7 protein-coding genes and 5 pseudogenes are annotated in these 12929 nt (G+C 37.2%); 8 read left to right on the plus strand and 4 right to left on the minus strand.

Annotated elements, in window-relative coordinates; genetic code table 11:
- The coding region (locus tag HMPREF0851_RS04865) for a transposase family protein (protein WP_029693017.1) at positions 1–315 on the minus strand (315 nt) is incomplete at its 3' end.
- Positions 316–874: 559 nt separating this feature from the next.
- On the opposite strand from HMPREF0851_RS04865, the gene tacF reads away from it, so the two are divergent.
- The 5 genes and pseudogenes from tacF to ltrA all read left to right on the plus strand — a co-directional run bounded on the left by tacF (position 875) and on the right by ltrA (position 6661).
- Positions 875–2362, plus strand: coding sequence for a type IV teichoic acid flippase TacF (tacF, locus tag HMPREF0851_RS04870; RefSeq protein WP_000835887.1), 1488 nt, complete (start codon positions 875–877; stop codon positions 2360–2362).
- 9 nt (positions 2363–2371) lie between these two features.
- On the plus strand, positions 2372–3175 hold the full coding sequence (locus HMPREF0851_RS04875) for a LicD family protein (RefSeq protein WP_000811698.1): 804 nt from the start codon (positions 2372–2374) through the stop codon (positions 3173–3175).
- A gap of 1 nt (position 3176) precedes the next feature.
- Positions 3177–3992: a LicD family protein gene (locus tag HMPREF0851_RS04880; RefSeq protein ID WP_001199641.1), complete on the plus strand. Its 816-nt coding sequence runs from the start codon at positions 3177–3179 to the stop codon at positions 3990–3992.
- Between the two features lie 459 nt (positions 3993–4451).
- Positions 4452–4601, plus strand: a pseudogene (locus HMPREF0851_RS15430) (IS200/IS605 family transposase); the annotation flags it as partial.
- 781 nt (positions 4602–5382) lie between these two features.
- A pseudogene (gene ltrA, locus HMPREF0851_RS16125) lies at positions 5383–6661 on the plus strand (group II intron reverse transcriptase/maturase).
- Positions 6662–6703: 42 nt separating this feature from the next.
- On the opposite strand, the pseudogene HMPREF0851_RS16240 reads toward ltrA, so the two are convergent.
- Positions 6704–7842: pseudogene (locus HMPREF0851_RS16240) on the minus strand (ISL3 family transposase); the annotation flags it as partial.
- 225 nt (positions 7843–8067) lie between these two features.
- On the opposite strand from HMPREF0851_RS16240, the gene HMPREF0851_RS04905 reads away from it, so the two are divergent.
- Genes HMPREF0851_RS04905 through HMPREF0851_RS04915 form a run of 3 tightly spaced genes read left to right on the plus strand, consistent with a single transcriptional unit; the run spans position 8068 to position 11462 of the window.
- A complete protein-coding gene (locus HMPREF0851_RS04905; RefSeq protein WP_000947696.1) occupies positions 8068–9846 on the plus strand; it encodes a phosphotransferase in 1779 nt (592 codons plus the stop codon).
- A 1-nt stretch (position 9847) separates the two neighbouring features.
- Complete coding sequence (locus HMPREF0851_RS04910; protein ID WP_000805404.1) at positions 9848–10033, plus strand: hypothetical protein; 186 nt, start codon at positions 9848–9850, stop codon at positions 10031–10033.
- A gap of 1 nt (position 10034) precedes the next feature.
- A complete protein-coding gene (locus HMPREF0851_RS04915; protein ID WP_000041459.1) occupies positions 10035–11462 on the plus strand; it encodes a cytosine permease in 1428 nt (475 codons plus the stop codon).
- A 47-nt stretch (positions 11463–11509) separates the two neighbouring features.
- On the opposite strand, the pseudogene HMPREF0851_RS16735 reads toward HMPREF0851_RS04915, so the two are convergent.
- Together HMPREF0851_RS16735 and HMPREF0851_RS15445 are read right to left on the minus strand one after the other, a co-directional pair.
- Positions 11510–11566 (minus strand): annotated as a pseudogene (locus tag HMPREF0851_RS16735) (hypothetical protein); the annotation flags it as partial.
- Between the two features lie 28 nt (positions 11567–11594).
- Positions 11595–12885 (minus strand): annotated as a pseudogene (locus HMPREF0851_RS15445) (ISL3 family transposase).
- Between the last annotated feature and the right edge of the window lie 44 nt (positions 12886–12929).

The following is a 12929-nucleotide window of genomic DNA, read 5'->3' on the forward strand; positions in this document are numbered from 1 at the left end:
GATACGAGGGATTTGATGATTCTTCTTGACGATAGAAGTCTCAGCGACCATCATTTTTGAGCACTGATAGCAGTTAAAACGGCGTTTTCTAAGGAGAATTCTAGTAGGCATACCAGTTGTTTCGAGGTAAGGGAGCTTAGATGGTTTTTGAAAGTCATATTTCTTCATTAGACTTCCACAATCAGGACAAGAAGGGGCCTCATAATCCAGTCTAGCGATGATTTCTTTGTGGGTATCCCTATTGATGATGTCTATAATTTGGATATTAGGGTCTTTAATATCGAGTAGTTTTGTGATAAAATGTAATTGTTCCATATGATTCTTTCTAATGATGTTTTTGTCGCTTTTCATTATAGATCTTATGGGACTTTTTTTCTACAACAAAATAGGCTCCATAATATCTATAGGGGATTTACCCACTACAAATATTATAGAGCCGATATTATGGAGTCTATTTTGTTGTCTTGTTAGAAGATGGTAGTCACGGAGAGTCCTCTAGTAAAGAATATCAACAAATCCGTTAGATTCTCAATTCAAAGATTACTTAAAAGTTAATTGAAAAGACTTCTATGAAAGATATAAATCATAAACTTTAAATCTTATTATAATTATCGTACTGTAACTAAATAATTAAGACTTAATAATTTTTGTATTTTCAATCCCAATTGGAGTTTTTGCTTTTTTAACGATATATTTGTCCTTGGTTAAAGTTCAATAAATTTTATTTGAAATCCTCAAAAAGTTAGTTTTTAATCTTAAATTTTTGAGGATTTGAGTTCCTAAAAATTTTTTAAAATAATTAAAGACTAGTTGTTGAAAACAAAAGAGTTATTTTAACTAACTTTATGATATAATGAAAAACGAGGTAAATTGAATGAAAAGTATAAAATTAAATGCTCTATCTTACATGGGAATTCGTGTCTTGAATATTATTTTTCCCATCTTAACTGGTACCTACGTCGCGCGTCTCTTGGACCGAACTGACTATGGTTACTTCAACTCAGTTGACACTATTTTGTCATTTTTCTTGCCCTTTGCGACATGTGGAGTCTATAACTACGGTTTGCGAGCTATCAGTAATGTCAAGGATAACAAAAAAGATCTGAATAGAACCTTCTCTAATCTTTTTTATTTGTGCATAGCTTGTACGATTTTGACCACCGCTGTCTATATCCTTGCCTATCCTCTCTTCTTTACTGATAATCCAATCATCAAAAAAGTCTACCTTGTTATGGGGATTCAACTCATTGCCCAGATTTTTTCAATCGAGTGGGTCAATGAAGCTCTGGAAAATTACAGTTTTCTCTTTTACAAGACTGCCTTCATCCGTATCCTGATGCTGGTATCTATTTTCCTGTTTGTCAAAAATGAACACGATATTGTTGTCTATACACTTGTGATGAGTTTATCGACACTGATTAACTATCTGATTAGTTATTTTTGGATTAAAAGAGACATTAAGCTTGTTAAGATTCACATAAGTGATTTTAACCCCCTCTTTCTCCCTCTTACTGCTATGTTGGTCTTCGCCAATGCCAATATGCTCTTCACATTTTTGGATCGACTCTTCCTCGTTAAAACAGGGATTGATGTCAACGTTAGTTACTATACCATGGCTCAGCGAATTGTAACCGTTATAGCTGGGGTTGTAACAGGAGCTATTGGAGTGAGTGTGCCTCGTCTCAGTTACTATCTAGGAAAAGGCGATAAGGAAGCCTATGTCGCACTTGTTAACAGAGGAAGTCGAATCTTTAACTTCTTTATCATTCCACTGAGTTTTGGACTCATGGTTTTAGGACCAAATGCCATCCTACTTTATGGTAGTGAAAAATATATCGGAGGCGGTATCTTAACCTCTCTCTTCGCTTTTCGGACGATTATCCTGGCACTGGATACCATTCTTGGTTCCCAAATTCTCTTTACAAATGGCTATGAAAAACGTATCACAGTCTATACAGTCTTCGCGGGATTACTCAATTTGGGCTTGAATAGTCTCCTCTTTTTCAACCATATCGTGGCTCCTGAATACTACTTACTGACGACCATGCTATCAGAGGCCTCTCTACTTGTTTTCTATATCATTTTCATCCATAGAAAACAACTTATTCACTTGGGACATATCTTTAGCTATACTGTTCGATACTCGCTCTTTTCACTTTCTTTTGTAGGAATTTATTTCCTGATTAATTTCTTGTATCCTGTGGATATGGTCATTAATTTGCCATTTTTGCTTAATACTGGTTTGATTGTCTTGCTATCAGCCATCTCTTATATTGGTCTACTTGTCTTCACCAAAGATAGCATTTTCTATGAATTTTTAAACCATGTCCTAGCCTTAAAAAATAAATTCAAAAAATCTTAGGAGTTTAGAATGAAACAACTTAGCATTGAAGATGCCAAACAAATTGAATTAGAAATTTTGGATTATATTGATACTCTCTGCAAAAAGCACAATATCAACTATATCATTAACTACGGTACTCTGATTGGTGCGGTTCGACATCAAGGATTTATCCCTTGGGACGACGATATTGATTTATCCATGCCTCGAGAAGACTACCAACGATTTATTACCATTTTCCAAAAGGAGAAAAGCAAGTATAAGCTCCTATCCTTAGAAACAGACAAAAACTACTTTAACAACTTTATCAAAATAACCGACAGTACGACTAAAATAATCGATACTCGAAATACAAAAACCTATGATTCTGGTGTCTTTATCGATATTTTCCCTATGGATCGCTTTGATGATCCTAAGGTCATTGATATTTGTTATAAGCTGGAAAGCTTCAAACTTCTGTCTTTCAGCAAACATAAAAATATTGTCTATAAAGATAGCCTTTTAAAAGATTGGATACGAACAGCCTTTTGGTTGCTCCTTCGACCTGTTTCTCCTCGTTATTTTGCAAATAAAATCGAGAAAGAAATTCAAAAATATAGTCGTGATAATGGGCAGTATATGGCTTTTATCCCTTCTAAATCTAAGGAAAAGGAAGTCTTCCCAAGTGGTACCTTTGATAAAACAATCAATCTCCCATTTGAGAATTTAAGCCTTCCAGCACCTGAAAAATTTGATACTATTTTGACACAATTTTATGGAGATTATATGACCCTACCACCAGAAGAAAAACGCTTCTACAGTCATGAATTTCACGCTTATAAATTGGAGGATTAGGATGCAGTATTTAGAAAAAGAAGAAATTAAAGAAATTCAACTAGCCCTGCTAGACTATATTAATGAGACTTGTAAGAAACATGATATTCCTTATTTTCTCAGTTATGGAACCATGCTTGGAGCTATCCGCCACAAAGGTATGATTCCCTGGGACGATGATATTGATATTTCCCTTTATCGTGAAGATTATGAGCGCTTATTGAAGATTATTGAGGAAGAAGACCATCCACGTTATAAGGTTCTCTCCTACGACACTTCTTCTTGGTACTTCCATAATTTCGCATCGATTTTGGACACTTCTACTGTTATCGAAGACCATGTTAAGTACAAGCGCCATGACACCAGTCTCTTTATCGATGTCTTCCCAATTGATCGCTTTACAGATTTGAGCATTGTCGACAAGAGCTATAAGTATGTGGCTCTTCGTCAACTGGCTTATATCAAAAAATCACGCGCAGTTCACGGTGACAGCAAATTAAAAGATTTTCTCAGATTATGTAGCTGGTACGCTCTCAGATTTGTCAATCCGAGATACTTCTATAAGAAAATAGATAAGTTAGTTAAGAATAGTGTTGTAGAACAGCCGAAATATGAGGGAATGGTTGGAGTTGATAAAGAGGGAATGAAGGGTGTTTTCCAAATAAATACTTTCAAAGAGTTAATCTTAACAGAGTTTGAGGGAAGAATGTTACCAATTCCTAAAAATTATGATGTCTTTTTAACCCAGATGTATGGCGATTACATGACTTTTCCTTCAAAAAAAATGCAGGAGTGGTATAGTCATAGTATAAAAGCTTTTCGCAAGGTGGAGAAGTAATTCTGTTTTATGAGAGAACAAATCTTGTGAGTGTCTATTGAGGAGATTAGGACATTGATATTCTTATACAAGCTTGGACACAAAAAGGAGTTCTAGTTTACTAAGACCAATTTTTTATACATCAGCAGAAAATATTGCAAATTGTGGTCTGTAGAGATGGTAAAGGAAAGTGTGATATACATGAAGAACATAATGATAAGAAATTTAATATTATTTAGTTTTCTTGTATGTCCTTTAAATATGGCTGCCAAATTATCCGCATCCACTTTATTAATGTAAAATCTAAGTCAGGGAGTTATACTATTCTTTTAGAAAGCTAAGGGTACTTTGTTTTAATTATGTGACTATTGATCCTTCTCGCTCCTTCTCGCTCCGTTAGGTGCGCGTCGAAGGTTATAGCCTAAAAACTTCAAATGCGATACAATAAAGTTGTTTCTGTAAATCGAAAAGTGAAAAAATATGGTACAAAAGTCTCATAGTTTATCGTACACAAAGTGGCGCTGTAAGTATCACATCTTATATAGACGAAAAGTAGTCTATAATCAATATCGAAGTAGTTTAAGCGAAGTATTTCATCGCTTGTGTAGTTATAAGGAAGTTGAAATTATCAGTTAGATTATGTACATATGTCAACTCTTTGTAAACTGTAGTGGGTTTAAGAAAAGCTAAGATCGAGAAAGGACACATTTTGTCCTTTCTTTTTTAAGTACGACGGGCATGTCGTGCATCTGAGGTGTAAGTCCTCCGTGGGCACCCGCTACTGCTGAACCCAATAGCGATTCCCAAGCCTGACTATCGTGAGGTAGCGGATTAAAACGGTCTGGGGATAGACCGTTTTAAGTCTGACGCTAGAAATAAGAATCGTCAGAGGAAGGGATAGCGAAATCGTGGCTCTACGAACAGGAACGTGATAGTAAGGCGTATATAGTGGATAAGGGGGCTTAAAACTCTAAAGTACAAAAAGGTAGTCGTAATCTATATGCGTAAATCACGAGAGTAATTGAATTCGGACTAAGGTTTGTGTGAAAAAGATAAATCTTCCTAGAGTCTAAAGATTCTGCGTCAGATTTCCTATTTTCACTGTAACCTTTTAACGTCCTCGTATCTTGTATAAACGAGGAAAGATGTACGACTTATCCCGTGAGGTCTCATGAGCGCTGAAAGCGTAGTAACAACGAATTATGAGAAGTCAGCCGAGCCCATAGTAGTGAGGAAGCTTCTGTAATGGAAGTGGAGCGAAGGGGTGACCAACTAATCGAAGTAATCCTACTTCACTTGTGTCTGTAAAACGAACGGTCTGATAGAACTGGACTCTGTCACATATTGACTGGGTGAAGGTTCACCAATATAAGATGTCCCTCAGGCACCAAAACAAGAAAGGAATACGCACATGTCAAAATTGCTAGATAAGATATTATCACGCGAAAATATGCTGGAATTCTACAATCAAGTAAAATCCAATAAGGGCTCAGCTGGGATTGATGGAATTACTATCGAAGAGATGGATGACTATCTCAGACACAACTGGCGCCTGACTAAGGAACTGATAAAACAGAGAAAATATAAGCCTCAACCAGTTCTTAGAGTTGAGATTCCTAAACCAAACGGAGGCATCCGTCAACTAGGAATTCCAACAGTTATGGATAGAATGATTCAACAGGCTATTGTTCAAGTCATTAGCCCTATTTGTGAACCTCATTTCTCAGATACGAGCTATGGATTCAGACCAAATAGGTCGTGTGAAAAAGCTATCATGAATCTCTTAGAGTACTTAAATGACGGCTATGAATGGATAGTGGATATAGACCTAGAGAAATTTTTTCGATACAGTTCCTCAAGATAGATTGATGTCCTTAGTAGATAATATTATCGAAAACGGAGATACGGAATCCTTGATTCGTAAGTATCTTCATTCAGGTGCTATCATTAACGGTCAGCGTCATAAAACGCTAGTTGGCACACCACAGGGAGGAAATTTATCTCCTCTCTTATCCAATGTCATGCTTAATGAACTGGACAAGGAATTAGAAAAGAGAGGGCTTCGATTTGTGCGCTACGCAGATAATTGTGTGATTACGGTCGGAAGCGAGGCCTCCGCTAAGCGTGTGATGTATTCAGTCAGTCGTTTTATTGAGAAACGGCTAGGTTTGAAAGTAAACATGACCAAGACTAAGATTACTAGACCAAGAGAGTTGAAATATCTAGGTTTTGGGTTCTGGAAATCATCAGACGGTTGGAAAAGCCACCCCCATCAAGATAGTGTTCGGAGATTTAAGCTTAAATTGAAGAAACTAACACAGAGGAAATGGAGTATAGACTTAACAAGACGTATTGAGCAACTGAATTTATCTATTCGAGGATGGATAAACTATTTCTCATTGGGAAATATGAAAAGTATAGTCACCAGCATAGATGAGCGCTTGCGTACTCGCCTACGAGTGATTATCTAGAAGCAATGGAAGAAGAAATCGAGACGATTATGGGGACTACTGAAGTTAGGGGTTCCTAAATGGATAGCAGATAAGGTATCTGGCTGGGGGGACCACTATCAATTAGTAGCTCAGAAGTCGGTACTTAAATGTGCTATATCAAAACCAGTCCTTGAAAAACGTGGACTGGTTTCGTGTTTGGATTATTACCTTGAACGACATGCGTTAAAAGTTAGTTGAACCGCCGTATGCCGAACGGCATGTACGGTGGTGTGAGAGGGGCTAGAGATTATCCCCTACTCGATTGTTGAGAGCGATAAAAATCCGTTTTTTGAAGTTTTCAAAGTTCCGAAAACCAAATGCATTTCGTTTGATAAGCTTGATGAGATTATTGGTCGCTTCTAATTTGGCGTTGGAATAGGGTAATTGAAGGGCATTGACGATTTTCTCTTTGTTCTTTAGAAAGATTTTAAAGACAGTTTGACGAAGAGGATGAACTTTCTTTAGATTGTCCTCGATAAGTCCGAAAAATTTGTCTTGCTTCTTATTCTGAAAGTGAAAAAGCAAGAGCTGATAGACATTGTAGTGGTGTCTCAAGTCTTCTGAATAGCTCAAAAGCTTATCTAGAATCTCTTTGTTGGTTAGATGCATACGAAAAGTAGGGCGATAAAATCGCTTATCGCTCAGTTTACGACTATCCTGTTGTATAAGCTTCCAGTAACGTTTCATAGCTTTGTATTTATGGGATTTTCGCTCGAATTGGTTCATGATTTGAACACGGACACGACTCATAGCACGGCTGAGATGTTGTACAATATGAAAACGATCTAGAACGATTTTAGTACATGGAAAAAAGCAGTTTAGCCAAGTCATAGTAAGGACTAAACATATCCATAGTAATGATTTTCACCTGACAACAAACGGCTCTATCGTAGCGCAGAAAATGATTACTTATGATAGCTTGTGTTCCACTTTCAAGAACAGTGATGATATTGAGATTGTCAAAACCTTACGCAATGAAACTCATATTTCCCTTAGTGAAGGCATACTCGTCCCAAGACATAATCTCAGGAAGACGAGAAAAATCATGATTAAAGTGAAAGTCATTGAGTTTTCGAATGACAGTTGAAGTTGAAATGGACAGCTGATGTGCAATATCAGTCATAGAAGTCTTTTCAATCAACTTTTGCTCAATTTTTATTGATGAGAGAAGTTTTGGAGAGGGTCATTTTCGAGCAATGATAGCACTTGAAACAGCTTTTCTAAGAAGGAGTTCTATTGGGGATACCAATTGTTTCAAGGTAAGGAATTTTAGACAATTTTTGAAACTCATATTTCTTAATTTGGTTAGCGCAATTAGGACGAGATAGAGCATCATTATCCAGTTTAGCGATGATTTCCTTGTGGGTATCCCTGTTAATTTAATTGTTCCATACGATTCTTTCTAATGATGGTTTGGTCATTTTTCATTCTAGATATTACGGAACTTTTTCTACAACAAATAGGCTTCATAATATCTATAGGGAATTTACCCACTGCAAATATTATAGTTCCCTATTTTCTTAATATAGAATCTAACTTGACAAAAACAAATGTTCATTGTATAATCGAATGGATAGAAATATTGAACGAAAGAGGTTAAGGATATGCTATCAGAAAAACAATTTAAACTTTTACGTTTTTTGTTGATTCACAAAGACGAAAACTTTACGCAGAGACAATTGGCTGAACAGCTAGATTTATCTTTAGGAACAGTCAATGCATTGGTTGGAAAACTTAAAGAAGAGAAGTGGATTGATGAGGAACATCACTTAAATGAACTAGGCAAGAACGTTTTAGAACCCTATCGAGTAGAAAATGCTATTATAATGGCTGCTGGAATGAGTAGTCGTTTTGCTCCTTTGTCTTATGAAATTCCCAAAGGATTGCTTCAAGTCAAGGGGGAACGCTTGATAGAGAGGCAAATCAGACAACTGCAAGAAGCAGGAATAGAAGATATAACCGTTATTGTAGGTTATCTACAAGAAAAAATGTTCTATCTGGAAGAAAAGTTTGGCGTTAAAATCGTTGTGAATAATGATTACTACAAATACAATAACTGTTCTTCTCTCATGCTAGTCAGAGATCAACTTTCCAACACTTATATCTGCTCTTCGGATAATTATTTTGTAGAAAATCCGTTTGAACGATACATTTACAGAGGTTATTATTCGACTATATTTGCAGAAGGGGACACAGACGAATACTGCTCTAAGGAAGATTCCAATCACACGATTATCGATATTCAAATCGGTGGGACGAATACTTGGGCTATGGTGGGGCACGTTTATTTTGATCGTGCATTTAGTGAAAAATTCGTAGATATTTTGGAAACTGAATTTAAACATGAGCCGTATCGCGAACAGCTCTGGGAAGATTATTATAGTCGTCACGTCAAAGAACTTCCTTTGGAAGCTCGGCATTATTCAGCAGACATTGTTAAGGAGTTTGATTCACTAGATGAGTTGCGTCAGTTTGATGAACACTATTTGCTGAATACTAATTCGGAAATCATTGATAACATCTGTAAGACATTAGGATGTATAGCTTCAGATATTGTCAATATTAAACCCCTAAAAGACGGTTTAACCAACACTTCGTTTTCATTTGACTGCCTAGGGAAGAAATATGTTTACCGTCATCCAGGTAGAGGAACGGAGAATTATATCAATCGTGCTAGTGAAGCGGCTTCCATGGAAATTGCTGCAAAATTAAAGATTGACCGTACCTTTGTTGCCATGAACAAGGATGAGGGCTGGAAAATTTCAGAATTTATCCCTAATGCCAAGCAACTGGATTATGACAATTGGGATGATGTAGCAAAAGCAATGGAGCTCTTGAGACGCTTGCACCAATCTGGAGAAAAAACGGATTATTCTTTTGATCAATTTGAGGGAATTGATGATTTTAGACAAAAATTAAAGGCTAGCAATCGTTTTGAATTTGATGGGCTTGAAGAGTTGGATCAGAATGTCTCAGTTCTCGAGAAGCTTTTACAAGAAGAACAAGCGAAAAAGGTTCTCTGCCATGGAGATTCTTATAGCCCAAATTTCTTGTTGAATGAAGCTGGCGAAATGAGCTTGATTGATTGGGAATATTCTGGTATGGGAGATCCAGCGGGAGATTTAGGGACCTTTATTGGATGTTCAAATTATACAGTGGAAGAAGCTGAAAAGGTACTTGAAATCTATTTACAAGAAGTGCCAGATAAGAACACCAAACGTCACTATTTTGCCTATGTATCAGTGACTTCATATTATTGGTTTTTGTGGGCCCTGTTCCAAGAAAGCGTTGGAAAACCCGTAGGTGAATTTCTTTATGTCTGGTATCGTTATACCAAGCAGTATGGGCAAATTGCACTAGATTTGTATTTGGAGGAGAATTGAGATGAAACCGACATCTGAAATTGAAGAATTAGTAGCAAATGAAACGAAAAGAAGGCTAGAAGAAATGGAATCTCCAAACTATGTGTTTGCTCAGCCATTTCTAAAAAGTGATTTTATTATAGTCATTGGCTTAGTTCTAATTAACCTTATTCTGATTATTTTAGCTATGACAGGAGATATTCAATAAAATGTCCAAGATGAATGACTTTATTCAACAGGAGACGATAACGGGAATCGTTCCTATGACCAACAAGGATCGTCAGTATTCTTTCTGGGATCTCTTCCTATCGACAAGTGGTTTTGCCATCGCAACCTGGTGTTATACCCAAGGAGCCTATGTGGCTCAATATTTGACCTTTAATCAAATGTTGATTAATATTTTTAGTTTTAACATTATCTGGGTCTTTATTGAATGTCTCCCAATCTTGTTTGCAGTTAAATATGGAATTGATTTATGGATTTGGTTGAGAGCCGTTCTAGGTAAAAAAGGGGTGGCCATTCTATCAACCGTGATTAGTCTGGCGAATTTTGGTTGGTACGCCGTTACCGCTAATCTTTTTGCCAGCTCCATGATTCATTTGGCAAATAATTTTGGGCTTGGTTTAGACAAGGGAGTATGGGCACCGATTCTAGGCACCCTCTGTGTTCTCCTTGGAACGCTGATTGCTCTTGGGGGCCCAGATGTGATTAAAGGTACTAATCGCTTTCTGGTGGTTGCCTTGTTATTTGTTGGGCTAATCATCGTTGGAATCTGTTTTGTTGCGGTTCCGATTAGGGATATTATGAATGTCCAACCTGCCATCCAAGAAAATTTGACACCGATTGAACGTTTTATGATGTCAGGGGAAGGAAATGTGGCCGTAGCCTTTTCTTGGTCTACACAAGCCTTTGTCTTACCACGTTTGGCAAAATCAGAACGCAGTGGCTATTGGGCTACAGCCTTGTCATATGGGGTTGTTGCTCCATTCTTTGCTGCGACAGGTGGAGTTATGGCTCTAGCCATGTTTGTCAAAACAGGTGTTTATGAAAGTGATCCAACAACCATGCTATCAACTCTAAGTACCCCAGCCTTTGCTCTCTTAAGTCTACTACTAGTAGCCTTTGCCAATATTGGAACCCAAGGTACAGGATCTTATGTGAACTGTATGATTGTAAAAAGCGGGATGCCCAAAGTAAGCTATAAACTAATGGTTTGGATTGCCATGGTTTACGTGAGCCTACTCACCATCTGGGGAGGGGTAGAAGAGTACTTCGGTTCCTTCATCTCGCTGGCTGCCTATATTCAAGGCCCCATTATTGGTATGATTGTTGTCGACTACTTTATCTTGAGAAAACGAAAACTCGATTTGCGTTCAGCCTATTTCGTTGAAGGACATGACGCCTATGAGTTTACAAATGGCTTTAATATGGTAGGATTATCTTGTGTAATCATTTCTTTGTTAGTTGCAGTACTATTTGTTTACAACCCTATAACAAAGCACATCCAGAGTCCTATGTTCCTGCTCACAACTGGTAGTGGCTTCACTGCAATTTTTGGAGGTCTATTGTACTGGTTAGCTAGCTTAACTCGTTTAAAACGCTATATGCTCAAGGATAAAGATTCTGTTACGATTTAAGTTTAAGAGAGAACGTTGTGTACTACCCCAAAAAGTTGGAAAAATAATTATTGAAAGGATTTAGTTCTGTATTGCACAGGACTAAGTCCTTTTAGTTTGGCTCTTTGTCAAGTGTAGTGGGTTGAAGAAAAGCTAATATCTAGAAAGGACAAATTTCGTCCTTTCTTTTTTGATGTTCAGAGCGATAAAAATCCTTTTTTTGAAGTTTTCAAAGTTCCGAAAACCAAAGGCATTGCGTTTGATAAGTTTGATAAGATTATTGGTTGCTTCTAATTTGGCGTTGGAATAGGGTAGTTGAAAGGCGTTGACAATCTTCTCTTTATCCTTTAGAAAGGTTTTAAAGACAGTCTGAAAAAGAGGATGAACCTGCTTTAGATTGTCCTTAATAAGTCCGAAGAATTTGTCAGGTTCCTTGTTCTGAAAGTGAAAAAGCAAGAGTTGATAGAGATTGTAGTGGTGTTTCAACTCTTCTGAATAGCTTAAAAGCTTGTCTAGAATCTCTTTATTCGTTAAGTGCATACGAAAAGTAGGGCGATAAAATCGTTTATCACTCAGTTTACGACTATCCTGTTGAATGAGTTTCCAGGAGCGTTTGATGGCCTTGTATTCATGGGATTTTTGATGAAACTGATTCATGATTTGGACACGCAAACGACTCATAGCACGGCTGAGATGTTGGAGTAAAACAGTCCAGTGGACTGTTTTAGTCTGAGTCTAGAAATTCTAAAGCGAAGCAGCTGTTTAGCCAAGTCATAGTAAGGGCTAAACATATCCATAGTAATGATTTTCACCTGACAACGAACGGCTCTATAGTAGCGAAGAAAGTGATTTCGAATGATAGCTTGTGTTCTTCCCTCGAGAACAGTGATGATGTTGAGATTATCAAAATCTTGTGCAATAAAACTCATCTCCATCTCCCGATTGAAACAGTCACTTCCCGGACTGTTTCAACGTCCCAGGACATAATCTCAGGAAGACGCGAAAAATCATGCTTAAAGTGGAAATCATTGAGCTTGCGAATGACAGTTGAAGTTGAAATGGCCAGCTGATGAGCAATATCGGTCATAGAAGTTTTTTCAATCAGCTTCTGAGCAATCTTTTGGTTGATGATACGAGGGATTTGATGATTCTTCTTGACGATAGAAGTCTCAGCGACCATCATTTTTGAGCACTGATAGCAGTTAAAACGGCGTTTTCTAAGGAGAATTCTAGTAGGCATACCAGTTGTTTCGAGGTAAGGGAGCTTAGATGGTTTTTGAAAGTCATATTTCTTCATTAGACTTCCACAATCAGGACAAGAAGGGGCCTCATAATCCAGTCTAGCGATGATTTCTTTGTGGGTATCCCTATTGATGATGTCTATAATTTGGATATTAGGGTCTTTAATATCGAGTAGTTTTGTGATAAAATGTAATTGTTCCATATGATTCTTTCTAATGATGTTTTTGTCGCTTTTCATTATAGATC

The sequence above is a fragment of the Streptococcus sp. M334 genome, assembly GCF_000187745.1.
GTDB lineage: Bacteria > Bacillota > Bacilli > Lactobacillales > Streptococcaceae > Streptococcus.

Excerpts from the sequence above, each read along its gene's own strand:
- tacF (WP_000835887.1), top strand. The coding sequence starts at position 875 with ATGAAAAGTATAAAATTAAATGCTCTATCTTACATGGGAATTCGTGTC.
- HMPREF0851_RS04875 (WP_000811698.1), top strand. The coding sequence starts at position 2,372 with ATGAAACAACTTAGCATTGAAGATGCCAAACAAATTGAATTAGAAATT.
- HMPREF0851_RS04880 (WP_001199641.1), top strand. The coding sequence starts at position 3,177 with ATGCAGTATTTAGAAAAAGAAGAAATTAAAGAAATTCAACTAGCCCTG.
- HMPREF0851_RS04905 (WP_000947696.1), top strand. The coding sequence starts at position 8,068 with ATGCTATCAGAAAAACAATTTAAACTTTTACGTTTTTTGTTGATTCAC.
- HMPREF0851_RS04910 (WP_000805404.1), top strand. The coding sequence starts at position 9,848 with ATGAAACCGACATCTGAAATTGAAGAATTAGTAGCAAATGAAACGAAA.
- HMPREF0851_RS04915 (WP_000041459.1), top strand. The coding sequence starts at position 10,035 with ATGTCCAAGATGAATGACTTTATTCAACAGGAGACGATAACGGGAATC.